This is a genomic window from Streptomyces sp. NPDC053367 (assembly GCF_044545925.1).
In the GTDB taxonomy this organism is placed as follows: Bacteria; Actinomycetota; Actinomycetes; order Streptomycetales; family Streptomycetaceae; genus Streptomyces.
Genome location: NZ_JBITYN010000011.1, coordinates 238540 through 261973, shown reverse-complemented (window position 1 = coordinate 261973; position 23434 = coordinate 238540). Strand labels below are relative to the sequence as shown.

47 protein-coding genes are annotated in these 23434 nt (G+C 70.8%); 43 read left to right on the top strand and 4 right to left on the bottom strand.

Annotated features, from left to right (window positions below; translation table 11 throughout):
• The first annotated feature begins 3 nt into the window (after positions 1-3).
• The 19 genes from ACIGXJ_RS29810 to ACIGXJ_RS29720 all read left to right on the top strand — a co-directional run bounded on the left by ACIGXJ_RS29810 (position 4) and on the right by ACIGXJ_RS29720 (position 9047).
• Positions 4-309: a DNA-binding protein gene (locus ACIGXJ_RS29810; RefSeq protein ID WP_399651744.1), complete on the top strand. Its 306-nt coding sequence runs from the start codon at positions 4-6 to the stop codon at positions 307-309.
• Positions 310-396: 87 nt separating this feature from the next.
• Positions 397-660, top strand: coding sequence for a hypothetical protein (locus ACIGXJ_RS29805; RefSeq protein ID WP_399651742.1), 264 nt, complete (start codon positions 397-399; stop codon positions 658-660).
• Complete coding sequence (locus tag ACIGXJ_RS29800; RefSeq protein WP_399651739.1) at positions 657-1109, top strand: hypothetical protein; 453 nt, start codon at positions 657-659, stop codon at positions 1107-1109. The genes ACIGXJ_RS29805 and ACIGXJ_RS29800 overlap by 4 nt, the downstream gene beginning before the upstream one ends.
• The gene (locus ACIGXJ_RS29795; protein WP_399651737.1) at positions 1106-1375 is read left to right on the top strand and encodes a hypothetical protein; all 270 of its coding nucleotides are present in this window, start codon (positions 1106-1108) and stop codon (positions 1373-1375) included. Before ACIGXJ_RS29800 ends, ACIGXJ_RS29795 begins: the two co-directional genes overlap by 4 nt.
• A complete protein-coding gene (locus tag ACIGXJ_RS29790) occupies positions 1372-1740 on the top strand; it encodes a hypothetical protein (RefSeq protein WP_399651735.1) in 369 nt (122 codons plus the stop codon). Before ACIGXJ_RS29795 ends, ACIGXJ_RS29790 begins: the two co-directional genes overlap by 4 nt.
• On the top strand, positions 1737-1922 hold the full coding sequence (locus ACIGXJ_RS29785) for a hypothetical protein (protein WP_399651733.1): 186 nt from the start codon (positions 1737-1739) through the stop codon (positions 1920-1922). The genes ACIGXJ_RS29790 and ACIGXJ_RS29785 overlap by 4 nt, the downstream gene beginning before the upstream one ends.
• On the top strand, positions 1919-2182 hold the full coding sequence (locus ACIGXJ_RS29780; protein ID WP_399651730.1) for a hypothetical protein: 264 nt from the start codon (positions 1919-1921) through the stop codon (positions 2180-2182). The genes ACIGXJ_RS29785 and ACIGXJ_RS29780 overlap by 4 nt, the downstream gene beginning before the upstream one ends.
• Positions 2179-3117: a YqaJ viral recombinase family protein gene (locus ACIGXJ_RS29775; protein ID WP_399651728.1), complete on the top strand. Its 939-nt coding sequence runs from the start codon at positions 2179-2181 to the stop codon at positions 3115-3117. Before ACIGXJ_RS29780 ends, ACIGXJ_RS29775 begins: the two co-directional genes overlap by 4 nt.
• On the top strand, positions 3114-3992 hold the full coding sequence (locus tag ACIGXJ_RS29770) for a recombinase RecT (RefSeq protein WP_399651725.1): 879 nt from the start codon (positions 3114-3116) through the stop codon (positions 3990-3992). The genes ACIGXJ_RS29775 and ACIGXJ_RS29770 overlap by 4 nt, the downstream gene beginning before the upstream one ends.
• Positions 3993-4076: 84 nt before the next feature.
• A complete protein-coding gene (locus ACIGXJ_RS29765; RefSeq protein WP_399651723.1) occupies positions 4077-4703 on the top strand; it encodes a hypothetical protein in 627 nt (208 codons plus the stop codon).
• Positions 4700-5029 (top strand): hypothetical protein, encoded by a 330-nt coding sequence (locus ACIGXJ_RS29760; protein WP_399651720.1) that lies wholly within the window; start codon positions 4700-4702, stop codon positions 5027-5029. The genes ACIGXJ_RS29765 and ACIGXJ_RS29760 overlap by 4 nt, the downstream gene beginning before the upstream one ends.
• Complete coding sequence (locus ACIGXJ_RS29755; RefSeq protein ID WP_399651717.1) at positions 5026-5232, top strand: hypothetical protein; 207 nt, start codon at positions 5026-5028, stop codon at positions 5230-5232. The genes ACIGXJ_RS29760 and ACIGXJ_RS29755 overlap by 4 nt, the downstream gene beginning before the upstream one ends.
• Complete coding sequence (locus ACIGXJ_RS29750; RefSeq protein ID WP_399651714.1) at positions 5229-5501, top strand: hypothetical protein; 273 nt, start codon at positions 5229-5231, stop codon at positions 5499-5501. The genes ACIGXJ_RS29755 and ACIGXJ_RS29750 overlap by 4 nt, the downstream gene beginning before the upstream one ends.
• Positions 5498-6577 carry a DNA cytosine methyltransferase gene (locus ACIGXJ_RS29745; RefSeq protein WP_399651712.1) on the top strand — a complete coding sequence of 360 codons (1080 nt, stop codon included), beginning with the start codon at positions 5498-5500 and terminating at the stop codon, positions 6575-6577. The genes ACIGXJ_RS29750 and ACIGXJ_RS29745 overlap by 4 nt, the downstream gene beginning before the upstream one ends.
• Entirely contained in the window at positions 6574-7431 is an 858-nt protein-coding gene (locus ACIGXJ_RS29740; protein WP_399651709.1) for a hypothetical protein, read from the top strand. Before ACIGXJ_RS29745 ends, ACIGXJ_RS29740 begins: the two co-directional genes overlap by 4 nt.
• Positions 7428-7700 carry a WhiB family transcriptional regulator gene (locus ACIGXJ_RS29735; RefSeq protein ID WP_399651706.1) on the top strand — a complete coding sequence of 91 codons (273 nt, stop codon included), beginning with the start codon at positions 7428-7430 and terminating at the stop codon, positions 7698-7700. Before ACIGXJ_RS29740 ends, ACIGXJ_RS29735 begins: the two co-directional genes overlap by 4 nt.
• Positions 7701-7850: 150 nt before the next feature.
• Positions 7851-8264: a hypothetical protein gene (locus ACIGXJ_RS29730; protein WP_399651703.1), complete on the top strand. Its 414-nt coding sequence runs from the start codon at positions 7851-7853 to the stop codon at positions 8262-8264.
• A 151-nt stretch (positions 8265-8415) separates the two neighbouring features.
• Positions 8416-8727: a hypothetical protein gene (locus tag ACIGXJ_RS29725; protein ID WP_399651700.1), complete on the top strand. Its 312-nt coding sequence runs from the start codon at positions 8416-8418 to the stop codon at positions 8725-8727.
• Positions 8724-9047: a hypothetical protein gene (locus ACIGXJ_RS29720; RefSeq protein WP_399651697.1), complete on the top strand. Its 324-nt coding sequence runs from the start codon at positions 8724-8726 to the stop codon at positions 9045-9047. The genes ACIGXJ_RS29725 and ACIGXJ_RS29720 overlap by 4 nt, the downstream gene beginning before the upstream one ends.
• A gap of 53 nt (positions 9048-9100) precedes the next feature.
• On the opposite strand, the gene ACIGXJ_RS29715 is transcribed toward ACIGXJ_RS29720, so the two are convergent.
• On the bottom strand, positions 9101-9340 hold the full coding sequence (locus tag ACIGXJ_RS29715; RefSeq protein ID WP_399651695.1) for a hypothetical protein: 240 nt from the start codon (positions 9338-9340) through the stop codon (positions 9101-9103).
• Positions 9341-9507: 167 nt separating this feature from the next.
• On the opposite strand from ACIGXJ_RS29715, the gene ACIGXJ_RS29710 reads away from it, so the two are divergent.
• From ACIGXJ_RS29710 to ACIGXJ_RS29630, 17 genes are all read left to right on the top strand, one after another.
• On the top strand, positions 9508-10434 hold the full coding sequence (locus ACIGXJ_RS29710) for a helix-turn-helix domain-containing protein (protein ID WP_399651692.1): 927 nt from the start codon (positions 9508-9510) through the stop codon (positions 10432-10434).
• Positions 10435-10442: 8 nt separating this feature from the next.
• Entirely contained in the window at positions 10443-11129 is a 687-nt protein-coding gene (locus tag ACIGXJ_RS29705) for an ATP-binding protein (RefSeq protein ID WP_399651689.1), read from the top strand.
• Positions 11126-11458, top strand: a complete 333-nt coding sequence (locus tag ACIGXJ_RS29700; protein ID WP_399651686.1) for a hypothetical protein — start codon at positions 11126-11128, stop codon at positions 11456-11458. Before ACIGXJ_RS29705 ends, ACIGXJ_RS29700 begins: the two co-directional genes overlap by 4 nt.
• A 71-nt stretch (positions 11459-11529) precedes the next feature.
• Positions 11530-11904 (top strand): VVA0879 family protein, encoded by a 375-nt coding sequence (locus ACIGXJ_RS29695; RefSeq protein WP_399651683.1) that lies wholly within the window; start codon positions 11530-11532, stop codon positions 11902-11904.
• Positions 11905-11938: 34 nt separating this feature from the next.
• Positions 11939-12370, top strand: a complete 432-nt coding sequence (locus ACIGXJ_RS29690; protein ID WP_399651681.1) for a DUF4326 domain-containing protein — start codon at positions 11939-11941, stop codon at positions 12368-12370.
• Complete coding sequence (locus ACIGXJ_RS29685) at positions 12367-12681, top strand: hypothetical protein (RefSeq protein ID WP_399651678.1); 315 nt, start codon at positions 12367-12369, stop codon at positions 12679-12681. The genes ACIGXJ_RS29690 and ACIGXJ_RS29685 overlap by 4 nt, the downstream gene beginning before the upstream one ends.
• Positions 12678-13154, top strand: coding sequence for a hypothetical protein (locus tag ACIGXJ_RS29680; protein WP_399651676.1), 477 nt, complete (start codon positions 12678-12680; stop codon positions 13152-13154). The genes ACIGXJ_RS29685 and ACIGXJ_RS29680 overlap by 4 nt, the downstream gene beginning before the upstream one ends.
• The gene (locus tag ACIGXJ_RS29675; protein WP_399651673.1) at positions 13151-13453 is read left to right on the top strand and encodes a hypothetical protein; all 303 of its coding nucleotides are present in this window, start codon (positions 13151-13153) and stop codon (positions 13451-13453) included. Before ACIGXJ_RS29680 ends, ACIGXJ_RS29675 begins: the two co-directional genes overlap by 4 nt.
• Positions 13454-13532: 79 nt before the next feature.
• Positions 13533-14357, top strand: coding sequence for a hypothetical protein (locus ACIGXJ_RS29670; RefSeq protein WP_399651671.1), 825 nt, complete (start codon positions 13533-13535; stop codon positions 14355-14357).
• Positions 14350-14589: a hypothetical protein gene (locus tag ACIGXJ_RS29665; protein ID WP_399651669.1), complete on the top strand. Its 240-nt coding sequence runs from the start codon at positions 14350-14352 to the stop codon at positions 14587-14589. Before ACIGXJ_RS29670 ends, ACIGXJ_RS29665 begins: the two co-directional genes overlap by 8 nt.
• 154 nt (positions 14590-14743) lie before the next feature.
• Positions 14744-15133, top strand: coding sequence for a hypothetical protein (locus ACIGXJ_RS29660; RefSeq protein ID WP_399651666.1), 390 nt, complete (start codon positions 14744-14746; stop codon positions 15131-15133).
• Positions 15130-15330 carry a hypothetical protein gene (locus ACIGXJ_RS29655; protein WP_399651664.1) on the top strand — a complete coding sequence of 67 codons (201 nt, stop codon included), beginning with the start codon at positions 15130-15132 and terminating at the stop codon, positions 15328-15330. Before ACIGXJ_RS29660 ends, ACIGXJ_RS29655 begins: the two co-directional genes overlap by 4 nt.
• The gene (locus tag ACIGXJ_RS29650) at positions 15327-15806 is read left to right on the top strand and encodes a hypothetical protein (protein WP_399651662.1); all 480 of its coding nucleotides are present in this window, start codon (positions 15327-15329) and stop codon (positions 15804-15806) included. The genes ACIGXJ_RS29655 and ACIGXJ_RS29650 overlap by 4 nt, the downstream gene beginning before the upstream one ends.
• Complete coding sequence (locus tag ACIGXJ_RS29645) at positions 15803-16228, top strand: hypothetical protein (protein ID WP_399651660.1); 426 nt, start codon at positions 15803-15805, stop codon at positions 16226-16228. Before ACIGXJ_RS29650 ends, ACIGXJ_RS29645 begins: the two co-directional genes overlap by 4 nt.
• The gene (locus ACIGXJ_RS29640) at positions 16221-16763 is read left to right on the top strand and encodes a DUF6221 family protein (protein ID WP_399651657.1); all 543 of its coding nucleotides are present in this window, start codon (positions 16221-16223) and stop codon (positions 16761-16763) included. Before ACIGXJ_RS29645 ends, ACIGXJ_RS29640 begins: the two co-directional genes overlap by 8 nt.
• A complete protein-coding gene (locus ACIGXJ_RS29635) occupies positions 16760-17095 on the top strand; it encodes a hypothetical protein (protein WP_399651655.1) in 336 nt (111 codons plus the stop codon). The genes ACIGXJ_RS29640 and ACIGXJ_RS29635 overlap by 4 nt, the downstream gene beginning before the upstream one ends.
• A 305-nt stretch (positions 17096-17400) precedes the next feature.
• Positions 17401-17553 carry a hypothetical protein gene (locus ACIGXJ_RS29630; RefSeq protein WP_399651653.1) on the top strand — a complete coding sequence of 51 codons (153 nt, stop codon included), beginning with the start codon at positions 17401-17403 and terminating at the stop codon, positions 17551-17553.
• 1 nt (position 17554) lies between these two features.
• Here the strand turns inward: ACIGXJ_RS29630 and ACIGXJ_RS29625 are convergent, their stop codons facing one another.
• From ACIGXJ_RS29625 to ACIGXJ_RS29615, 3 genes are all read right to left on the bottom strand, one after another.
• A complete protein-coding gene (locus tag ACIGXJ_RS29625) occupies positions 17555-17761 on the bottom strand; it encodes a hypothetical protein (RefSeq protein ID WP_399651650.1) in 207 nt (68 codons plus the stop codon).
• Between the two features lie 166 nt (positions 17762-17927).
• The gene (locus ACIGXJ_RS29620; protein WP_399651647.1) at positions 17928-18350 is read right to left on the bottom strand and encodes a DUF6221 family protein; all 423 of its coding nucleotides are present in this window, start codon (positions 18348-18350) and stop codon (positions 17928-17930) included.
• A complete protein-coding gene (locus tag ACIGXJ_RS29615; protein WP_399651645.1) occupies positions 18343-18786 on the bottom strand; it encodes a helix-turn-helix transcriptional regulator in 444 nt (147 codons plus the stop codon). Before ACIGXJ_RS29615 ends, ACIGXJ_RS29620 begins: the two co-directional genes overlap by 8 nt.
• A 91-nt stretch (positions 18787-18877) precedes the next feature.
• Between ACIGXJ_RS29615 and ACIGXJ_RS29610 the strand changes: the two genes are divergently transcribed.
• The 7 genes from ACIGXJ_RS29610 (at position 18878) to ACIGXJ_RS29580 (ending at position 23257) form a co-directional block, all read left to right on the top strand.
• Positions 18878-19132, top strand: a complete 255-nt coding sequence (locus tag ACIGXJ_RS29610; protein WP_399651643.1) for a hypothetical protein — start codon at positions 18878-18880, stop codon at positions 19130-19132.
• On the top strand, positions 19129-19278 hold the full coding sequence (locus ACIGXJ_RS29605) for a hypothetical protein (RefSeq protein ID WP_399651641.1): 150 nt from the start codon (positions 19129-19131) through the stop codon (positions 19276-19278). Before ACIGXJ_RS29610 ends, ACIGXJ_RS29605 begins: the two co-directional genes overlap by 4 nt.
• Complete coding sequence (locus ACIGXJ_RS29600) at positions 19278-19472, top strand: hypothetical protein (RefSeq protein WP_399651639.1); 195 nt, start codon at positions 19278-19280, stop codon at positions 19470-19472. The genes ACIGXJ_RS29605 and ACIGXJ_RS29600 overlap by 1 nt, the downstream gene beginning before the upstream one ends.
• A gap of 11 nt (positions 19473-19483) precedes the next feature.
• Positions 19484-19657, top strand: a complete 174-nt coding sequence (locus ACIGXJ_RS29595) for a hypothetical protein (RefSeq protein WP_399651636.1) — start codon at positions 19484-19486, stop codon at positions 19655-19657.
• 80 nt (positions 19658-19737) lie between these two features.
• Entirely contained in the window at positions 19738-19995 is a 258-nt protein-coding gene (locus tag ACIGXJ_RS29590; RefSeq protein ID WP_399651634.1) for a hypothetical protein, read from the top strand.
• Positions 19996-20116: 121 nt separating this feature from the next.
• Positions 20117-21439 carry a GIY-YIG nuclease family protein gene (locus ACIGXJ_RS29585; protein WP_399651631.1) on the top strand — a complete coding sequence of 441 codons (1323 nt, stop codon included), beginning with the start codon at positions 20117-20119 and terminating at the stop codon, positions 21437-21439.
• 60 nt (positions 21440-21499) lie between these two features.
• Entirely contained in the window at positions 21500-23257 is a 1758-nt protein-coding gene (locus tag ACIGXJ_RS29580) for an FtsK/SpoIIIE domain-containing protein (RefSeq protein WP_399651628.1), read from the top strand.
• Positions 23258-23434: the final 177 nt, after the last annotated feature.

Here is a 23434-nt window from a genome sequence, read left to right as displayed (position 1 = left end):
CCCGTGCTCACCAAGTCCCAGCGGTACGGCACGCCCGTCCCCCCCGCCGACCTGGAGCAGGAGTACATGACCGCCCAGGAAACCGCCTACGTGCTGCGATGCAGCCTCACCTGGCTCCGCCGCATCCTCAGCGACAACCCCGAGCTCTGCGGCCGCAACGGCAAGCGCGGGCGCATCGTCACGAACCGCGAGCAGCGGCAGGCGATCCACGCCATCCGCTCCGCCGGCGACCCGCGTACCGGCCGTTCGATCCCGCGTCAGCGCCGCCGTCCGGCAGCCCGCAAGGCGCCGGCCCTCGCCGGTTCCTGACCCCGCATACGCCGAAGGGCCGCCCGCTTTGACCGGCCTGGCGACCCCTGATCGGCGAACCCCTACACCTAGAAGGAGAGGCCCTCGATGGCCACATCATTGCAGATCCCCCCGGTCCGGCAGGTGCCGCTGTCGCTGCATAAGGCGCCGCTGCCGACGACGGTGTTCGTCGATGCGCAGGGCGACGTTTGGGAGGCGACGGGGCACACCCCGTCGGGTGAGCTGCTGCTGTCGTGCCCGCAGCCGTCGAACCCTGAGGACGCGGGCGAGGGCGAGTCGTTCGCGTGGACGTTGCGGTTGGTGCAGGCGGCGTTCGGTCCGCTGATCGCCCGGTCGGCGGTGGCCCGGTGAGCGCGGGCCTGTCGCCGCTGGCGATGCAGGCGAAGCGGCTGATCGACGCGACGTGGTTGAACCGTCCGCCGTATGACCTGTCGTCGCTGGCTGCTGAGGCGTTGGAGTCGGCGCAGATGTTGCAGTCGCCGGAGACGGCGGCGGAGCGTGCTGCGGCTGAGGTCGCGGTGCGTGTCGCTGAGGAGACGCTCGCGGAGTTGAAGCGGGAGCACGCGGAGAACGCCCGCCTGCGGGAGCGGATCGCCGAACTGGAGGCGCTGACGCCCGCTGCGGTGCAGACGTGCCGCGAGTGCGGTGCGGGCTACTCCTACGGCGAGCCGTGCAGCCAATGCGTATTCGAGGCGCACATGGCTGCGGCTGCCGCCGCGGGCATCGAAGACCCGCACGACAGCCCGCTGCACCACGCGTACCGGCTGGGCCGGGACCTGCCCGAGGCGGGCGCCCAATGACCGCCACCACGCCCGAGGACTGGGCGCTGGCCCTGTCGATTGCGCTGATCCTGTGCGGCACGACCGGGGCTGTGGCCCTGCTGCTGATCGACCTCGACCCGCGTCCGGCCTGCCGCCGCGTGCATCAGGTCGTGGTGGATGCCGGTCACACCGTGAATCGGGCGACCGCCACCGCCGAGCGCCTGTCGCGCCTCATCGCTTGCGAGGCCGCCGTGACGGCGACCGCTCTCCTCTTCCTCCTCTCCTCCCCGGAGGCCACCCGATGATCCATTCCTCGAAGCCTGGCCTGTCGTTCGAGGTCGGCGCCAACCACCTCCACGGCGTCCTGAGGGTCGACGCCATCCGCAACGACACCCTCGTCCAGCTGGTCCAGCACTGGGGCGACCCGGACGCCCGTGACGAGATCCTCGACGCGCTCGACGACCTCGCCGCCGTGGTGCAGGGGGTGTCCCGCGAGGGCGAACTCGACGCCGCGATCGAGCAGGTCGAGGACGTCGCCGGGATGGAGACCGCGCAGGTCGAGGTCCGCGGGCACGACGTGACCCGCCTGCTCGCCGAGCTGACGAGGGTCGCGCAGCGGGTGTCCCGGTTCGCCCGCCGCGCCCTGCCGGGCCAGAGGAGGGCGGCATGAGCGCTCTCACCGACCAGGTCCGTGCCCTCGTCGCACGACAGCGCGCCGAACTCACCGCCGATGGCCGGCTCGCCCTGGCCGCCGCCTACGTCCACCAGCCCGAACCGTTCGAAGCCGAGTTCGCCCAGCTCGCCTGCGACTGCGACGACCCCTGCGCCTGCGGCGACGGGAGCCAACTGTGAGCCGTCTCGCCCGACGTCCCCGCGCCGACCACAAGACGGTGGCCGCCGAGGCCCGCCGCCAGCCCGGCAAGTGGGTCGTGGTCAACGACTACCGCAGCAGCCTCGTCGCTGACGGCACGGCCTGCTACATCCGCCGCGGTCACGAGTACAGCAGCCGTGGCCCGTCGCCTTACCAGCCTGCTGGCGCGTTCGACGCCCGCACGGAACTGGTCGAGGACGGCGTCCGCGTCTACGCCCGCTACGTGGGAGGCGACGCATGACCGTCACCACCGACGCCGGGGCTCAGGCTCCGGCCGCCGGCCCGGTCGTCCTCGGCTCGTTCGAGCCCGGGTCCGAGGCCTGGCACGCGGCTCGGGCGCAGGGCATCGGCGGCAGCGAGATCGCCGCCGTCCTCGGTCTCTCCCCTTACGAGTCCCGGTTCTCCCTCTGGCACCGCAAGAAGGGCGCCATCGGCCCCGTCGAGGAGTCCGAGGAAATGTACTGGGGCAAGGAGCACGAGCCCGCGATCTGCCGCCGGTTCGCCCGCGAGCACCCCGAGTGGTTCGTCCGCGGCGCCTTCACCTACGCCCATCCCGACCGGCCGTGGCAGATCGCCAACCCCGACCGGAACCTGTGGCCCACCGACAGCCACATCGACGACCGTGTCCCCGCCGCCGTGCTGGAGGCCAAGACCGCCCGCGACGACACCGGCTGGGGCAAGGAGGGAACGGGCGAGATCCCGGTCCACTACCGCGCCCAGGCCCTCTGGTACATGGACGTGACCGGCGCCCGCCGCTGCTACGTCGCGGTGCTGATCGCCGGGTCGGAGTACCGCGAGTACGTCGTCGACTACGACGAGGCCGAAGCCCAGATCCTGCGGGATGCGGGCGCCCGGTTCATGGACGACCTCGCCCGCGACATCCGCCCCGACATCGACGGCCACTCCGCCACGTACCAAGCGATCCGCGAGATCCCCGAGGGCCTGGACCCGATCGACGTTGAGATCCCGACCGCGCTCCGGGACCGCTTCTACGCGGCGCAGGACGCGGCGTGGGCTGCCGAGGACGAGCTGACCGCCTGCAAGGGCGAGCTCCTCGACGCGATCGGCACCGGCCAGCGCGCCGTCTGCGAGCGCGAGCGCATCGCCACCCGCACCGTCCGCGACGGATCCACCTACTCCCTGATGCCCGCCCGCACCCGAAGGAACGCCCGATGACCGAGAACACCGTGACCACCGCCGTCGCCGTCCGCGACACCGGCCCGGCCGCCATGGTCGAGCAGTACCGCGAGGAATACGCCGCCCTCGTCCCCTCCCACATCAACGCCGACCAGTGGATCCGTCTCGCCGTCGGCGCCATCCGCGGCAACAGGATGCTGGAGCAGGCCGCGAAGACCGACGTCGGCGTATTCCTGCGGGAGCTGAAGACCGCCGCCCGCCTCGGACTGGAGCCCGGCACCGAGCAGTTCTACCTCACCCCGCGGAAGTCCAAGGACCACAACTGGAACTTCATCATCAAGGGGATCGTCGGCTACCAAGGCATCGTCGAGCTGATCTACCGGGCTGGCGCCGTGTCCTCCGTCGTCGTCGAGACGGTCCGCGCCAACGACACCTTCCGCTACGTCATCGGCCGTGACGAGCGCCCGGTCCACGACGTCGACTGGTTCGGCGGGGACCGCGGCGAGCTGGTCGGCGTGTACGCCTACGCGGTCATGAAGGACGGCGCCACCTCGAAGGTGGTCATCCTCAACCGGCAGCAGGTCATGGACGCCAAGGCCAAGTCGGACAGCGCGTCCGGCAAGGGCGCCGACTACTCGCCGTGGAACACCAACGAGGAAGCGATGTGGTTGAAGACGGCCGCCCGCCGTCTCGCCAAGTGGGTGCCCACCAGCGCGGAGTACATGCGCGAGCAGCTCCGGGCGCAGGCCGAGGTCGCGAAGGAACTGCCGTCCGGGTTCGCGCCCCCGCTGCCCCAGCCGCAGGCAGACATCCCCGACGACGGCACCACGGACGACGGCCCCATCGAGGCGGAGTTCGTCGACGACGAGCCCGGCCAGACCGGATGGCCCACGGTCGCCCAGCCCCCCGCCTGACCCGCACAGCACGGCCGGCCCGCAGGCGAATTGCGGGCCGGCCACCCCAAGCAGACCACACCAACATCGAACGGAGTATCCGACATGGCGAACATCGCCTTCGTCGACACCGAGACCACGCACTTGGACGCCGAGATCGGCGAGGTGTGGGAGGTCGCGATCATCCTGCGCGAACTCGACGACAACGCGCCCACTGACACCGAGTACGTATGGCAGATCCGGCCCAACCTCGCGACCGCTGACCCGGAGTCGCTGAAGATCGGCCGCTACCTGGAGCGGTTCGTCGTCCCCACTCTCGCTGAGGCGGCCTGGACGGGCTACGACCAGGGACCCATCCTGCCGATGAGGCGCAAGGAAGTCGTGGCCGCGGTGATGGACGTGCTGCGCGGCGCGGTTCTCGTCGGCTCAAATCCCGGCTTCGACGACCGCTTCCTCCGCAGGTTCCTCGGTCCCGGCTCCGCCCAGTGGCACTACCGGCCGGTCGACGTGGCCACCCTGGTGGCCGGCTCGCGGTTCGGTCTGGCCAACGCGATCCGCGCCTTCGGGGGAAAGACGGGCGAGGCCGACGTACCGACGTTCCCCTTCTCGTCGCGAGCCATGTCGCGTTTCGTGGGCGTGGAACCGCCGGGGGACGGGGTGGCGCACACCGCGCTCGGTGACGCCCGCTGGGTCCGCGACGTCTTCGACGCAGTGACGGGCGGTGCCCGATGAGACTCGTCAGCGCCGCCAAATACGCCGCCCTGCAAACCCTGCAGCAGCGCACCGCCCGCGACCTGGAAGCCGCGGAGAAGCTCGCCGCGAACCGACTGGGCACCATCACTCGCCTCCGGGCCGACCTCGACAAGGCCGAGGACAGCAACCCGAACAGCCCGCTCCCGCAGCCCGCCCCGACCGCAGGGGAGTCGGAGCTGCGCCGCCAACTCCAGCTCGCACAGCGCGCCATCCGCAGGCTGACCGACGAGCTGGACCGGTTGCAGACCTCGCACGAGGCGGACACACGAGAGCTCCACGACCTCCGGCAGGGGGCGACGTCATGAGGCTGCTGCCCGCCCGCTACTTCGGCCGCGCGCACGGCCGCCACCGCAGGGCCGCCGGCTTCCCGCACCCGGAGTTCGGCGCGGTCGTCACCCAGGGCTTCGCCGCCTGTGACCCGTGCGGCGGGGACGTGCCGGTTGTCCTCCACCCGTCCGGCGGCCACACCTGCCAGGCCGGCCACACCACCGCCGGGGGTGCGCGATGAGCGACCTGCCCGCCCTGTTCCTCGCCGCGGTGTTCACCGTCGCTGTGGTCGGCGCCGCCGTCCACAAGCTGCGCCACGCCTGCCGTCGCGCTGAAGTCGCGCTCGCGCCGCCGCTGATCGGGTTCCACCGCCGCGGCACCAACACGCTCCTGCACGACACCTGCGCCCTCATCTGGGACCTGCCGGCCTACGGCGAGACCCCGGACGCCGGAGAACAGCGACTGCTGCAGGCCATCCGCGACGAACAGCAGAAGGAGGACCGGCCGTGATTGTCGATCTGTTCGCTGGCCCCCGCGGCTGGTCCGAGGGCCTGCGCATGCTCGGCCTCGCCGACGTCGGCCTGGAGCTGGACACGGCCGCCTGCCGCACCGCACACGCGGCTGGCCACATGACGATCCAGTGCGACGTCACCCAGTACCCCACCGCCCCCTTCCGGGGCCGCATCAAAGGCAAGATCTCCTCGCCCGTGTGCACGCCGTTCTCGACTGCAGGCAAGCAGGGCGGTATCACCGACCTGCCGCTCGTCCACCAGGCGATCCACGACCTCGCGCACGGCCGCGACACCCGCATCCAGATCAAGGGCGCCTGCCTGGACGACAAGTCCATCCTGGCCGCTGAGCCGATGCGCTGGCTGCACGACCTGCGGCCCGAGTGGGTGTGCATGGAGCAGGTCCCCGGTGTGCTGCCGCTGTGGCAGCAGTACGCAGGCGTACTCCGGGAGTGGGGCTACAGCGTGTGGACCGGCGTCGTCAACACCGCCGACTACGGGCTTCCGCAGACCCGCCGCCGCGCCATCCTTATCGCCTCACGGACGCGCAGGGTGGTCGCGCCGGATCCCACGCACGGCGAGAACAGCGAGATGGACCTGTTCGGCGTGGCCCGCCGCCCGTGGGTGACGATGGCCGACGTCCTCGGCCTGGAGCCGGGCCAGTGGGTCCGCACCCGCGGGGAGCGGAAGACGCCTGGCGGGAACGAGTGGCCGTGCGACGAGCCCGCGCGGACGCTGACGGAGAAGGCCCACTCCTGGTGGGTCCTGCGGCAGGGCAAGCGGACAAACGCCACCGTCCGCCGCCTGGACCAGCCCGCAGGCACTCTCGTCGCCGGCCACGCCCGCCACGACTATCAGTGGATCCGGGTCAACGGCACCACCGACTTGGAGAAGCGCCCGCTGCTGCTGGGCGAGGCCGCGGTCCTCCAGGGCTTCCGCCCCGACCACCCGTTCCACGGCAGCGAGTCGAAGCGCTTCCTGCAGATAGCCAACGCCGTGCCGCCGCTGCTTGCCGCGCACATCGTGTCCGCCGCCACCGGCATCCCGGTCCAGCAGACGGCGGAGGCGGCCGCATGAGCGCCCCTGCCGCGGTCCGTGAGGCGCCTCACCACCGCAACCTCACCTGCGTCAAGGTGTACCGCTGCCGCCGACCTGAGTGCCGACGCCGGTCCGCCGACTACGACCGCAACCGGAACCGGCTCGTCGCCTACGGCCGCTGGCAGCCGTTCGTCGACGCCGACCCCGTCCGCCAACACATCGCCATGCTGAGGAGCTACGGCATCGGCTGGCAGCGCGTCTACCGCCTCGCCGGCGTCGCGGCTGGCTGCGTCTCCCGCATCCTCTACGGCGCCCCCCACGAAGGCCGCGGCCCCACCAAGCGGGTCCGCACCACCACCGCAGACAAGATCCTCGCCGTCAAGCCTTCGTTCGACCACCTCGCACCCATGGCCCGCGTCGACGGCACTGGCACTCGCCGCCGACTCCAAGCACTCATCGCGAACGGCTGGCCGCAGCTGCGGCTCGGCGAGGAGATGGGCATCAAGCACCACCGGCTGATCTGGGACCACGTCCGCCAGGACGTCGTCGCCGCCGACACCGCACGCCGCGTCAAGGACATGTACGAGCGGCTCTGGAACGCCGACCCGATCGCCCACGGCGTGAGCCCCCGGTACGCCGCCGAATCGAAGCGGCGCGCCGCCGCCAACGGCTGGGTGCCTCCGGCCGCGTGGGACGACGACTACATCGACAGCCCGGCCGCCGTGCCGGATGTGGGCGAGAGCGTCGACCGGTACACGGCGATCGCCGAGGACGCCCGCTGGCTGATCGCCGAGCACAACTACACCCGCGCCCAGGCCGCGCACCGGCTTGGCATCACCAAGAAACACCTTGAGCGGGCACTGTCCCAACGGCCTGAAGGAGCAGAGGCGTGACCCACTACGACGACATCGTTGCGCCGCAGCGGAAGCCGAACTGGCGTGACGACGCCGCCTGCCGCAGCGTCGACCCGGATCTGTTCTTCCCGCGCGTCGGCGAGGCAACGCATGCAGTGGCCGAGGCTCAGGCCATCTGCCGACGCTGCCCGGTCCGCGCCGAGTGCGCCGACACGGCGATCAAGTTGGGCGAGTACTGGGGCGTCTGGGGCGGCATGACGCAAACCCAACTGCGGACGCGGTCCAGGCAGTACAGGGCCGCTGCGTGACCTCGGGCGATCCGCTCGCCTGCGACATTCCCGCCCCGCTGCCCCCGAACGCGGGCTTCTGCCGGACCTGCTCCGGCCCCATCGGCCAGTAACAGACGCCCCGCCGCAGGCCAATTACGGCGGGGCACCAACCCCAAGGAGAACACGAGCATGACCGACAACGTCACCATCGCCGCCGTCGACGGCACCGACGCCCTCGCCTTCGTCGTCATCCGCCCCGGCGAGACCGAAGGCGGTGTCTCCATCGAGGCCGCCGCGAAGGGCCTGGACAAGCCGTCCGCCGCCTACGTCCTGCGACACGTCGCCAACCAGTGGGACGGCGGCCAGGGCGACCAGAGCGCCACGCTGTCCGCGCTCAACACGCTCGCCGAACGCTGGGAGCGCATGGCCAAGGCCGCCCCGGACCTCGGTAGCGGGCTGCTCATCGACGAGCCCACACCCCTCCAGCTGCAACAGCGCGAGCGCGCCGACGTCTACCGCAGGGCCGCCGCCGATCTCCGTGAGGTACTCGTCTCGGGCCGCATCCCGCACGACCTGATGACCGACGCCGAACTCGGCGACTGACCCATCCCTCCCGGCGGTCGTCCTCCCCGCGGCCGCCACCGGGCGCGGCCCCTCTTCCCCCACCGGGCGCGGCCCCTCTTCCCCCACCGGGCGCGGCCCCTCTTCCCCCACCGGGGCCGCGCCCACCCCACCCGCACGACAGGAGGACCCCATGCCTGCGATACAGCCCGCCCTCGACGGCACCCTCCCCGCCCCGGCCACCGACTTCGAGAGCTGGGTCGACGCCGTCTGGCCCACGTTCGTCGAGGCCGCGAAGACCGGCCGGCCGTTCGTGTGCTGGCAGGTCGCCGACGCCAACGATCTCCCGCACCCGCCGTGCCAGGAACGCGACTGGGCCCGCCTGATGGGTCGCCTCCACCGTGCCCATGTCGTCCGCTACGACGGCTTCGGCTTCGCCCGCGACAAGTCCGCCTGCCGCCGCTGGCGCGGCACCCGAGCCGCACAGGCCGGGAGGGTCGCATGACCGACAGCCGTGACGCGATCACCCCGGAGGTCGCGGAAGAACTCCGCGCCATGTACGCCATCGCCCGCACCGTCAACGGCGCCACACCCCTCGGCGACCCCAGACGGCAGACCAGCCGCGAGTTCACCGAGGCGCTGTTCGTCCTCGTCGAGCAGGGCGTGACCGTCTACCGGCTCGCGAAAGTCCTCGGCGTCCGGCACAGCACGGTCTACGCCCGGCTTGCCCGGCACGGCTACCGCAGGCCGTCCCCGTCCACCGCGCACAAGGCGTACCAGGACACGACCATCTGGGACTCCCGCCGCGCCAACCAGGACCACTGACCACACGACAAAGGCCCCGCCATGCGGGGCCAGGGGAGAAGGGAGGGGACGTGTCAGGACTCGGAGACGTTGAGCGCCGCGCGCTGGTCCTCGACCTCGCGCACCAGCCGGCGGACGTGCTCGCGGGTGTACCCGGTCACCTCGACGACCTCGGATTGCTTCATGCCCGCCTGTATGGCGTCGGCCATCGTGACGGCCAGCGCTGCACGGGCGGCGTCGGCTCGGTCTTCGGCGGCCTTCTTGGCGCGCACTGCCTTCCGCAGCGCGGCGACGGTCTCTTCGGTGGCGGGCATGTCGACATGTTCGCACACCGAGGTGGCCACACGGAAGTCCGCCCACTCACCGCGATTCCGGTACTCGCGTGTGGCCACATCAATGTGGCATCATGGATGTGCGCCAGAGATCCCTAACGGGCGGCAACTTCCCCATGCCCTGACCAGCGCAAACGAAAGAAGACCGCGTGAGCACCGAGGCCATGAAGTGGGCGATCGAACTCGCCCCACCGATGCCCTCCCAACTTGTCGGCACACTCGTTGGGCTGGCGTACCACGCCGACAAGCAGGGGCGCGGCGCCTACCCGTCGCTCGCGCGGCTCGCCGCATACGCATGCAAGTCCGAACGCTCCGTGCGCCGCGACCTCCGCGACCTGGAGAACCTCAAGCTCATCCGCCAGGGCGACCAGGGCAAGGCCGCCCACATCGCAGCCGACAAGCGCCCCACGGTCTACGACCTGGCCGTCGAGAACCGCGTCCCAAAGGGCCGCGCAGGCGACGACGAGGGGACGTGGGCGTCCGCCCGGACGCTGGCGTCCTCCCGAGCCCGAGGCGTAGAGACACGTCGAGCCAACAAGGCCAGGTCAGAGCAGCAACCCCACCCGGAGCGGGAGGACGTGGACGTCCGGGGGGACGCCGACGTCCGCCCGGACGTGGACGTCACAGCGGGGGGACGTCCACGTCACAGCGGGGGGACGTGGACGTCCGCCAAACCAAAAGACGAACCCACAGACGAACAACTACCTAAAGACTCTTCTTCGGCTGCGCCTCAGACAGACGAGCCCGCCGAGGATCTCCACCTCGAAGCCTTCGGCGCCTTCTGGACGGTCTACCCGAAGAAGCGCGCCCGCGAAGAAGCCAAGAAGGCCTGGATCGCCGCCATCAAGCGCGGCGCCGACCCGGCCCACATGACCGACCGCGCCCAGGCCTACGCCCGCGAGCGCTTCGGTCAGGACCCCAAGTACACGAAGTACCCGGCCACCTGGCTCAACAAGGGCTGCTACGACGACGAGCCCGACCCGCAGCCCGGCCCCCACCTCCGCGCCGTGTCCGGCGGCTACCAGCCCTGGCGCAACCCGGACAACCAAGACGACTACGACCAGCCCTTCTTCTAGGACACCCCATGAACGAAAAGCCCATCGACCTCACCCACTGGCAGCCCATCCTCGAAGCCCACAACCTCGACCCCGACCTCATCAACAGCGACCCCGCCACCTGGGTCGGCGAACCCGGCTACCACGCCCGCCGCGGCATCCTCACCGCCGACGCCGGCATCCCCTTCATCTACCGCACCGCCCTCCCCACCCTCCCCGAAGTCAAGGCCTGGGCCGACAGCTACCTCGACGCCAACCAGAACCTCAACAGCAAGAGCACCCCACGCCACCGCTCCCTGCTGCTCCTCGGCTCCACCGGCGTCGGCAAAACCCACCAGGCCTACGGCGTCCTCCGCTACCTCGCAGCCGCCGACGTCTTCACCTCATGGGCCACAACCAGCGCCGCCGACATGTACGCCGCGCTCCGCCCCCGCCACGGCGTCGACAGCGAGACCGAGTTCCGCAAGTACGCCCACGCCCAACTCCTGATGATCGACGACCTCGGCGCGGCCAAGCCGTCCGAATGGACCGAAGAGATCAACTTCCGGCTCGTCAACCACCGCTACGAGAACCGACTCCCCACGATCATCACGTCCAACGTCCTCCCGAAAGAGCTCACCGAACGCGTCGGCGAACGCGTCGCCTCCCGACTCGTCGGCATGTCCGACCGCGTCGTCCTCCGCGGAGAAGACCGGCGCCGACAGGCCGCCGCATGAACCTCAACGAAGACGACGTCCGTGCTCTGCGCCGCCAAGGCGAACTCACCGCGCTCCTCAAACACGCACGCGCCCAAGGCGCCACCGAGAACGCCCGCCGCCGCGCCCTCGTCCTCCGCCACCCCGACCTCGCCGCCAAACTCACCGAACCCCCGCTCCGCCACACCCTCCCCGAGCACTGGACCGGCTACATCCCACCCGAGTACGACCCGCCCACAGTCGGCGGCCACCAGCCTCTCAACAACAGCGCCGCCCGCGCCGCGCTCCTCGCCCTCGTCGCCGAAGCCGAACGCCGCACGACCGGCCACGCGCCCGCCATCGCCGCCTAGCCCCGCGGCCGGCGCCTCCCCATCCCCAGCCACGACGCACGCATCACACAACACCAGAACAGGAACCCGACATGGCCATCACCGACCACCGCAAGCTCACGCAAGCCGAACTGATCACCGAGGCCACCGAACGCTTCGGCAAGAACCCCCTCAAGTGGGCGTTCGTCTGCCCGTCCTGCGGCGACGTCGCCAACGGTGAGGACTTCAGCCAGGCCCTCGCGGAACACCCGCGCACGAACCTGCGCACCGACAAGCCCGTCATCGCCTCCGACATCGTCGGCCGCGAATGCATCGGCCGCACCCTCGGTGCCCTGGACAAGCCGAACGGCAAGTACGAAGGCCGCGGCTGCGACTGGGCCGCCTACGGCCTTTTCGCCGGGCCGTGGGAGATCACCCTGCCCAACGGCCACAGCATGCACGCCTTCGCGCTCGCCCCCGCCGCCTGATCCCCGCCGCCAACACGCACACCGGAGCCAACCCATGAGCAGCACCCCGCACACACGAGCAGACGCCCGACCCACCCGCATCCAACGCCGCCGCACCAAAGGCTGGCGCGCGCCCGAAGGCGCCGTCTACGTCGGCCGCGGCACCCGCTGGGGCAACCCCTGCCGACAGGTACGCATGCCCGCCCTCGACGGCACCGAGTGGGAGCACGAAGGCCGCCTCGGCAAGACCTCCGGCCAGCGCCACGCCTTCGTCCACCCCGACAAGACGATCACCTGGCACCTCGTCCAAGACGCCACCCGCGAGCAGGCCGTGGCCATGTACCGCCACTGGCTCGACCAGCGGCCCTCCCTCGCCCAGGCAGCGCGCGCCGAACTCCGAGGCCGGGACCTCATGTGCTGGTGCCCCCTCGACCAGCCCTGCCACGCCGACGTGCTCCTCGAACTCGCCAACCAGGAGCAGCCGTGACCGCCATCCCCGACGCGGCCATCGCCGTCATCGCCGCCGCCCTCGACGACTACCGGCTCACCACACCCGCCGAACGACAGTCCCCCCGAGGCGCAGCCGAACGCGCAGCCGAATACCTCGCAGGCAGCGGCTGGGGCCTCCACGTCCCCCGCAACCCCACCTACAAACACCGCGCCCCCTGCCCCGCCTGCCCCGCCCACCCCCTCGTCACCCAAGCCGGACGCATCCGCCGCCACGGACCCCACGCCCACCCCTGCCCCGGCAGCGGCACACCCGCCCACCGCCCCACCCAGACGGGAGACACCCGATGACCAACCCCACTGACCAGCCCGACCTCGACCAGATCGAAGCCCGCGCCAACGCCGCCACACCCGGACCCTGGACGTTGGAGCTGGAGCAGTGCGACTGCTCCGACGGCTACTGCCACCACGGCACCTACGTCAGCGCGATCTACGCCGAGGGCGAGCGCCGGGATGAACTCGGCGACTTCTCCGACGACGACTGGCGGTTCGTGATCCACGCCCGGACCGACGTGCCCGCGCTGGTCGCCGAGATCCGCCGCCTCCGCGCCGCGCTCACCGAGATCCGGCACCTCCACAAGGACTCGCCGATGGGCCCCTGCCCCGTCTGCATCGACGCTGACGCCCTCACCGCGGGCGGCGACGGCCTCGTCCCGTACCCGTGCCCCACGGCCCGTCTCGCGGGCGCACAGGACTGCGACCCGCCCCACCGCCGCGCCGCTGGTGTTGTGGTGCCGGCCGCCAGCGAGGAGACCGGACGATGAACGCGGACGGCATGCCCGTGGAAGCAGCCGATTGGGTTCTCTCGAACGTCTTGCCCGCCTTGTACCGCAGCCCCGAGGGAGCCGAGGAACTGCGGACCTGCATCTGTCAGGCAACACCCTCGGACTGGCTCGGCGGAATCGAGGAGCCCGCAGCACGCTTCTGGGACCGCGACGGGCGCTCCCTGGCGTGGGGAGCGGCTGGTGCCACGACGAAGTTCCTCGGCGCGCGGCACCTGGTCGTGGTCTGGGAAGCGGACCGGGTCTGCCGACGGCTCCGCCCTGCCGCTGCCTCGTCCTGACCGGAGCCCCGCCCGCAAGCAGGCCGGCCGCGGGCAGTGCGGCCGGCCCGCGCCCAGCCTACGCATCGACAGGAGCACCATGACCGACCACACCCCGCCCCCGTGCCGGACGACACAGCACTGCGCGTACCACGGCTGGTGCCACCGCTGCGATCCCGCGTTCGCCGCCGTCATGTCCGCCGTGAACCGGGCGGTCCAGCGCACCGACACCGACGAAGCCCACTGGGGTCCGCTGTACGCGGCTGTCGGAAAGGCGCTGCGCCCCGTTGTCGCTGTCCCGGTGCTGCCGCCCGCCGACCACACCCCGGACCGGGACGCGCTGCGGGACCGGTTCGCCGACGCCATCTGGGACCGCTGCAACATCGAGGGAGTCTCGCCGCGCCTCGTTGTCGACGACCCGCGGAACATCGCCGACGCGGTGCTGGCCGTGCTCCCGCTCACCGACCGGGCCTCCCTGCTGCGCGCCGCCGACATCGTGGAGGCAATGAACGAGGGCTGCGGGCAAGCCAAGCCATGCACATCCTGCGACGCCCGCTCGGACGCTGCCGACGCCCTCCGCGACAGCGCGCGCCGTATGGCCGACGAGGAGCAGCCCGCCACCGAGACGCACCGGTGCGGCAACTGCGAGGGCGTCGACCCCAGCACCTGCCTGATGAACCCGGACCGGCCGAAGCTCCCGCCGATGGACCCGGTGCACATCCTCGGCATCGACGCGCCCGCTGTCGTAGCGGAGCAGCCCGCCACCGAGACGCGGCAGCCCGACGAGTACGAGCAGACGACTGGCCACCTGATCACATGCTTCGCCGTGGCGGGCGGCAACCCCGACCCGGACTGCCCGTGCACCGCTGTCGTGGCGGAGCAGCCCGCGGCAGCCGACACCGACGAGGAGCAGCACCGTGGCTGAGTTCACCTCCGAGACGATCACCCGCACCGTCCACCGCTGGATCGTCCCCGCCGCCGAGCCTTGGGGCGCAGCAGCCGGCGAGATCGGCAAGGCGTGGGCGGTCGCCGAACGCGCGTACCGGGACCACTTCGAGATCCCCGACGACCGGCCGCTGCACGACGACGCGCTCCGCTTCCACGTCCGGGACGAGGAGATCGTCATCGAGTTCGCGACTGAGGCCATCGCCACCTGACGAGTGCCGGGAGGCGGTCCGCCCGCAACAGGCCCACGCGCGGCACTGGATGGCCGCCTCCCCGCCTCAACCCCGCTCGCGGCTCCCGAGCCGCATCGAACCCCGCGCCAGCCCCGCACACGGGCGCTGAGCGCCCCGCCGACAGGAGAACCCCATGACCCCCGCCGACGAACTCCGCGCCGCAGCCGACAAGCTGCGCACCCTCACCACCGCCGACGGCATCGAGCCCGGCCCATGGCGCACCGAGTGGCACGAGCAGCAGTACGAACTCCTCAGTGCCGACCCCACCTCGGTCGCCATCACCGAGTGGACCTACGCCATTGCCACGTGGGAGCCGCAGGCCAGCGAGCAGCGCGCCGAATGCGACACGGCGAACGCCGACTACATCGCGACCATGCACCCCAGCGTCGGCAGCGCCCTCGCCGCCTGGCTGGAGAGCACGGCCACAGCCCTGGCCGCCAACACCCACCCGGGCTGGCAGGAGTGCGTGGCGCCCCACGCCATCGCCGTGGCCCGAGCGATCAACGGAGGCGAGCAGCAGTGACATACCACTACACCGACCCCGACGGCCACCGCATCGAGACCGAACCCGGCTGGGTCGCAGAAACCGCCGCCGTCAGCCTCACCACCTGGAACGCCCACGGCGACACCATCCGCGTCCACATCCCCCTCGACCACATCGAGGAGCTGGTCGCCGGCCTCCGCGACACCGCACGCCAAGCAGCAGGAGCACACCAGTGACCCACCGCAAGACCGCCTCCACGATCACCGACGCCGAGCTCGACCAGCTGTACAACGACCTCGCCGCCCTACGGGAGGTCGCCCGCGGCTACTGCCCCGAATGCGGACGCGGCGACGCCTCACCCACCGCACAGCAGTGGCTCGACCAACGACTCCGCGCCGACCAAGCCGAGGAACTCCTCGCCATCGCGCACGACACGTCCAACAAGTCCGAAGCCGCACGCGCCTGCGCCGTACAGCGGGCAGAGCGCGCCGAGGCCGCCATCGCCCGCGTCCGCGCCCTCGCCGACGTCATCGCAGCCGGCGCACCCTGGACCGCCAACCTGGACGAAACCGCCCACCGCATCCGGGAAGCCCTCGACGGCCCGACCCCGCTCACCGGCGCCGACGGCCGCATCATCTGCACCTGCACCTACGGCACGCCCTGCGGATGCGGCACCAGCGTCCACTACCAGCACCAGGAGCCCACCCGATGAGCGTCTGCGCCACCTGCTACGAGCCCACCATCCGCGACTACGACAGCCACAACTGCCCCGGCATCGGCGAGATCACCATCACCCGCAAGCGCGGCCACGGCCTCATCGTCCTGGAAGCCCCACGCCGCGCCCGCATCGCGGTAGGACTCCTCGCCGACGCCAAGTGGGGTGCAACCATGGCAGGCAAGGATCTGATCAACATCGCCGAGCAGGTGCTGTACCAGATCACCGGCTACGACCCCGACCATGCAGCGCTCGTCGTCCAACTGGTGGAGGACTGGCGGCAGCCCGGCATCCTCACCTTCGACCACCGCCTCACTGACGCCGAGGTCGAGGAAATCAAGGTGCGGTGGCAGGAGCGGTACGGGAACCCTGGCGCTTGCAACCACGAGCCGCTGACGGAGGAGGCCCCCGGTGCCTGACCTGCACGGCTGGATCACCCAGCAGATCGACAAGACGCAGCGCGTCGCGGAAGCTGCACGCGGTACAGGCGAAGGCCGCTGGCACCACGACACCTCGTACCCCAACGGTTACGTGTACGACGAGGGCGTGCAGCCAGTCGTGTACGACGAGAGCACCCCGTCACCGGAGGAGGCCGCGCACATCGCGCTCAACGATCCGGCGTCGGTGCTGCGGCGCTGCGCCGCCGACCGGAAGATCCTCGCCCGGCACTGCCTCGACCCCGACGTCCACTTCGAACCCGCATGCAAGGGCTGCCGCACCTACGGCGACTGCGACTTGTCGTGGACCGACAACCTCAACGAATGCCCGGAACTCCTCGACCTCGGCTACGCGCACGGCCTCACGGAGGAGATCCTCGCTACCCTCGACCAGCCGGTACCGCCGCCGATGCCCGAACGCCCGGAGCCGCGCGCCTACCGCATCGGGCCGTCCGCCCGGCCAGCGTCCACCGTCCCGCCCGCCCTGCGCGGCCCCAACTGGAAGGCGACGCCGTGACCACGTGCAGCACCTGCCGCCAGGTGTACATCGTCGGAGAGCACGACTGCCCCGGCCGCCGCCCCCTCGCCATCGGCGACATCGTCCACGGCCACGCTTCCGGCGCCTTCGGCCGCGACCACTACGACTGCGTCCGCATCGAAGCCGTCGGCCCCGACTGGATTGTCGCCCGCAACCCACACGAACGCTGGCACGGGCCCGTCTTCGCCTCCGGTCGGAAGCGTCTGGAGACGTGCCAAGAGGCGCGAGATGAGGGACGCCACGACGAGGAGCCCTGCCCATTCTGGAACGACGAGCCGACGTTGACGACGTGGAAGCCCGGTCCGGCTTGACGGCCGTGGCATCCTGAGCGTGGCTCCCGCTACGGCTCCAACCGCAGGGACGGCCGCGGGGTTGCAGCCCCCGGCCACACCATCCGCCTCGCCCCGACCTCGACACGGGACGAGGCGGTCGTGTGTCCGGGCGTGGGGCGGCCCGCCAGCCTCGGGGTAAAGGACCGGCGGGCCAACGCCCCGAAGGGCGCCCTCTGTCTGGGACGGTACGCCCGGAACCCGCACACCGATAGATGTCAGCCGTATTGACCTGAAACCATCCCAGGCGCAGCCTGAACCCCCTACACACCACCCAAGGGGGTCACATGCCCGACGCCTACCACACCATCAGCCGCGAATACCCAGACGGCCGGCGCATCATCGCCGTGGTCACGGACACCGACGACCCCGTGCAGAAGTCCGACGAGGAGATCCTCGACGACCTCGAAGCCCTAATGGAGAAGGACCGGCCCGAGTAGCTCAGTGGTCCCACACGCCGGGCCCGCCACCCCGCCACTCAATCCCCGCCAGCCCAGGCACGTCCGACGCCTCCACGCCCTCCAGGCCGGCGCGCCGCAGGAACTCCGCCACATCCCGCAACCCGAACGCCCGGCCGAGGATCTCCCCGTCGATGCGGACACGTCGGCCACCGTCCTCATCAGGCGGGTACACGATCACCACAGGCATGAGGCCAGCCTGCACCAGCCCACGCCCGGTCGCATGCGGGGTACGGCTTGACGGGCGTGGGACCGTAGGACTGCTGGCGGTCGCAAGCTGCTGCCGACACGCCAGCCGGTACACAGCAGAGCGCCCCCGTCGTCCAGGTCGACAGGGGCGCTCCGCACGTCCGGGGTCAACCGAGGGAGGCGAGCGCCTCCGCGTAGCCCTCACGGTCCGAGTACGCCGACGCGAGCTGCTTAACCACCTTCAGCAGTACGAGCAGCCGGATGTTCTCCTCGTGGCGCTGCTGCTTCTGGACCTCGGTCTCCTCGCCAGACTTGGCGCGCCGGCTGAACTCCTTCGACCGCTTGAGGGATTCCTCGAAGTCGGCGAGCACCTGCCGCTTGGCGTCGATCTCGCGCATCACCCGAGACGGATCAGCGAACCGCCGCACGTGGCGCTCGGCCGCCTCAGTCGCAGTCGATGAGAAGTCCTGACCCGCGAGAATGAACTCGACCGGGTCTGTCGGCGCCAGACCCGGATCAGGCTTCACCGCCCGCGCGGTCTGCTCGTCGGCGTCGAGCTGCTCACCCAACCACCGCACCAGATCAACCATCCTGCGCCTCGCTGACCTCGGTGATGTCGAAGCCGAACGGCAGCTCGGATCCCGCGTCGTAGATCTCCTGCCGGATCTGCTCCGGCGTCACCTCGCTGTCGGCTTCGACCCGCAGGGTCACGGTGTACACGCTCATCGCGGTCTCTCCTTGCTGCTCGGGCTGGGGCCTGCGCTTCTTGCGCGGCTGCTTGGGGTTCGCCTCAAAGAACGCGGCCACCTCGTCCTCACGGAACCGAGGCCGCGTACTGCCCTCGCCCGCAACAGGCGAAGGGAAGATGCCGGTCCGCCGATACGTGTGGATCGTCTGACGGCTGACCCCGTGCTCCGCCGCGATCTCGGTGACGGTCATCAAGCGCGGGCTCCCCTCGTGTTCGGGGTTTTTGGGCACGACAACATCCTCCCTGATCTGCTTGACGTTGTAAAGCAGATCGTGCACTGTGGAACAGCACCAACAAGAACGGCCCGGACGAGAGTTCGCACCTCTCGTCCGGGCCAGCCCATCCCCTGCCGTGAACAGGAGAAAAGCCGTGCCGCAGTCTACGAGCACCACCCCCCAACAGCCCAGCCCCTTCGCCGCACCCTGGCCCAACGGTGTCATCGCCCGCTACCTCACCCTCGCCGGCGCCACCGTCGACCTGCGCGGCGGCCTCTCCGACACCACCTCCAGCTGCACCGGCTGCGGCGAGTACGAATACCCGAACTCCGAGTCGTATGTCCGGCGTCGCGCCCAAGCCCACGCCGAGGTCTGCCGCGCCCTGCCCCGCCCGAAGGCCCACGCATGAGCGAGCAGACGGACCAGGACCGCGCACCCCGCACCAACCAGATCCTCGCCGAGCCGGCCACCGTCGCCGCCTGCCAACGCGACTACGCGCAAGCCGCAGACGTCCGCGAGGTCATGGACGCCCAAGACCGAGGGGACCGCCACTGATGGGCCGCCTCTTCAACCGCGCCCCCGAGCCCCGCGGCTACCAGCCCACCCAAGCCGAGATCACCGACGCCGCAAACCGGCTCAACACGGGCAGCCACCACGCCGCCTACGAACTGGTCGCGCACTCCGGCGACTACCAGCAGCAGACCGCCATGCGGATCCTCGCCGCATCCATCCAAGACCCCGACGACTGAAAGGACCCGCCATGAGCCTGTTCAAGAAGAACGAGACCGGCAAGCCCTGCCAGGCCTGCGGCCACGAGACCACACCGCAGGACCCCGCTGTCCGCACCAAGGACGGCAACGCCCGTATCCACAAGAGCCACACAACCACCCCCGGCAACGGCTTCTACGGCGAGAAGACCAAGCGCTTCCGCTGACCGGCTGCCCGATCCGCCCGTCTCGCACGGGCGGTGAGGAGAACCGGCCAGCCCCACCCCACCCGCCCAGGGAGCCCGCCATGCGACGCCGCCCCGACCACCTGCTCCGCAACCTCTTCATCACCAGCCTGATCATCATCGCCGCCATGCACCCCGACGCCGCCAACCATCTCGCACAGCTCGGCACCGGACTCCTCCTCGCCATCGCCCAAGGCGCAGCAGACGCCGCCGCCGCCAACCCCGGGGCCGCAGCGCTCGTCGCCGGCGCCACATACATCGCCCACCAGATCCGCACCCACCGACCCGCCCCAGCCCGCACGACCGCCGCCCGCACCTGAGAGGACCCGTCATGGAACGCCTGCTCTACGCCTTTGCGATGTTCGCCAGCCTCGCGACCGGCATCCTCGCCGTCGCCTGGATCATCACCCACTGACCCGCCGCCCCTCGGAGGCCGCCGCCATGCCCCGCCCGTTCCGCCGCCCCACCAAGACCGTGAACGAGACCGTGCACGGCATCGACGTCTCCTACGAGATCCCCGACACGACGCCCCTGCCCCGCCTCCCGTTCAACCTCGACGCCACCCTCCGCCGCGCCCTGTTCATCGCCGCCACCCTCATGACCGCCGGCGCCATCATCTGGGGCACCGTCGCCATCGGCAGCATGCTCGACCTGCTCGCCCCCGCCTGGGCCGCCTACCTCGTCGCCGGAGTGTTCGACGCCGGATGGGCCGCCTGCCTCATCGCCGAGTGGCTGCTGCGCTACGACAGCCGCCGCGCCGCCCTGCCCCGCAACGTCGGCGTCGGCATGCTCGCCGTGTCCATGGCCGCGATCATCACCCACGGCGCGCTCTCCGGATCCTGGGGCTGGATCGTCGGCATCGTCGGCGCCCTCGTCTCCGCCGCCGCCAAAGGCGTCTGGGCGATCGGCATGCACACCATCCGCATCCAGCTCGACCCCAAGTACGAGGCATACCTCCGCGCGCTGCAGCAGCAGACCGGCACCGAACAGGCCCTCGCCCTCACCGAGTGGGACCGCCGCATCACCGAAGACCGCACCGTGAAGCTGCGCCTCGCCCTCGAAGCCCGCCGGCCGGTCGCTGAGCCGGCCGTCGAGCAGGTGAGCGCACCGGCCGCCCCCGCGCGGAAGGAATCGCCCGCCGAGCCCGCCGGCCCGGTCGGACAGGAGATCGACGACCTCGACGGCCTCCTCGCTCAGGCCCACACGCCCGTCGTGTACTTCCTCCGCAACGGCACCCGCGTCAAGATCGGCACCACCCGCAACCTCCGCCGCCGCATCGCCGGGCTCGCGCTGCGTCCCGACGACGTCGTCCGGGTCGAGCACGGCGGCCAGGACTACGAGCAGTCCCTCCACGCCCGCTTCGACGACTACCGCGTCGGCAACACCGAGTGGTTCGAACTCCGCGGTGAGCTCGCCGCCTACCTCGGTGAGCCCGAGGCTCAGCCCCTTGAGCTCACGGCTCAGTTTGTCGAGCCCACCGCTCACGCGCCCGAGCCCAGCGCGGCCGGAGGAGGGCTCAGCGTCGCATCTGCGCAGGCCACGACGGATGAGCCCGGGACTCTGCCGTCTGCGCCCGAGGCCCACGCGTTCGGCTTCTCGGCGCACCTGACCGGGCAGGCGGCTCAGCGCGCCAAGGCTGTGGCTCAGGTCGCTGAGCTCCTGGCTCAGGACCCCGGTCTCACCTCCGGCCAGGTCGCCGAGGAACTCGCCGTCAGCCCCGCCACGGCCAAGCGCTACCTCCGCGAAGCCCGCCAGGCCAAGTAAGCCACCCGCCACCGGCCCCCGCCCACCGCGGGGGCCGCCTTGTCTTCGGAGCGCCCGCCCGTGAAGGTCACCGCCGCCGACATCGCCACCAGCACCATTACGCCCAGCATCGTCACCGGGGCCGCCCTGATCGCTGAGATGCAGTACGGGGCGAACGCTGCCGCCATCGAGTTCGTCACCGCCCTCGGCACCGGCAAGCTCGCCCTCGTCTCCTTCTCCAAGAAGTGGTCGCCCGCTCTGTCCTGGAGCAGCCTTACCGCCGCAGGCCTGTTCACCCAGGCTGGCGTGACCACGGTCGGCGGGATAGGTCCAACCCTGTACGCGTGGCTGGTTGCCTCGGCTGCGGCGGTGGCTGCCCGGCTGGTGTACAAGCACCACACGCGACACGACGAGATCAAGCTGGACATGGAGGCAGTGAAGCTCCAGACGGCGCTGGTCGGCCAGCAGATCAAGCAGCAGCAGCTCAAGAGGCTCACCGCGCCTGAGCCCGTCACCGCGGGCCCTGACCTGACTGGGCGGACTGTCGAGGAGCAGCAGCTGCGCACCGCCGTGTGGGAGGCGTTGAAAGCTGAGCTCGCTGGATGCTTCGTCGAGACCACCGACGTCGGCTGGAAGGCCGTCCTGGACTGCCCGCCCACGCTCGATCGAGCCACGCTGCGCACCCGCTGGCCCCGGGTTGCCGGCGCCATGCGCGTGGACGGGGCGTTCCACCTCGACGACGGGCCGCTGACCAGCCAGTTGGTTGTCAGCTACGTCGATGGCGACCCGCTTGAGGCGGCGGTCCCGTATGTCCCGGAGTACGGGGCGACGTTCAGGGACCCGGTGGAGATCGCCCGTGACGAGTTCGGGCGGCCTGTCCTGATCGAGATGGCTTACGCCCACACGCTCATCGCAGGCTCCTCGAAGTTCGGGAAGTCCACGCTGGTCAGGCTGATTGCGATCCGTCTCGCCGGGCGCCCCGACACCGTCCTATACGGCGTGGACATGAAACCCGGCAGCCCCGAACTCGCGCCGATGCTGCCGATCCTGCAAGACCTTGCGTCCAGCCCGGAGGAGGCGCACGCCCTGATGGACTGGATGCGGCAGGAACTGGACGAGCGCGGCGCGATCCTCGCCGATCACGGCGACCAGGAATGGATCCCCGAGAAGCACGGCCGGCCTGCGGTGTACGTCATCGTCGACGAGCACGCTGAGTTGGTCCGGCAGGGCGACAAGGGTAGGAAGAAGGGGGATCGGATCTCGGACAAGGTGGAGTCGTTCCTGGCCCTGAACAGGGCGTATGGCATTCACATGATCTCGGCGACGCAGCAGCCGTCGTCTGGGGTGTTCGGGGGGAAGACCGACGCGCGCGGCAACTACGCGAACAGGATCAGCACCCGCATGAACGACCGTGATCACGCAATGTTCGTGTTCGGCCGATCCTCCGGCTACAACCCCGGTGACCTCAGCCGGCCGGGCGAGATCCTCGTCAACACCCCGGACCACGCGCGGCCGTTCCGGTCGCGGGTTCAGTGGCTGCGCGGCGAGGACTTCAAGGCAGAGATCGTGCGGATCGGCCGGGAGACGGCGAAGGCGCCGGTGGGGAAACGGCTGATCCTGCCCGTGCCCGGCGACTCCAACCAGGAGCGGGTGAGGAACGCGCTGGCCAAGTACGGGAACGCCACGCGGCGGGAGGTCGAGCAGGCGACCGGGCTGGAGGAGCGGCAGGTACTCAAGGCGATCGAAGGGCTGAAGCCGGAGGTGGAGAGGACGGACGCGGGGACGTGGCGTCTGGTGCCGGGGGAGGTGTGGGAGGCGCAAGCCGTATCCGTCCCCTGAACCAGCATTACCGCAGGTCACACGCCCTGTCGGCTGGTCTCCTGACAGGTCCCCTCACACCTGGCGCGGCGTCCCCTCCAGCGCGCGCAGAGGGCCCGCGGGGGACCGGGGAGGGGACCCGTACCGGCGCCCTCGCGACCCGAGTTGACAGCGCTGCCACACTGAAATGGCGACCCC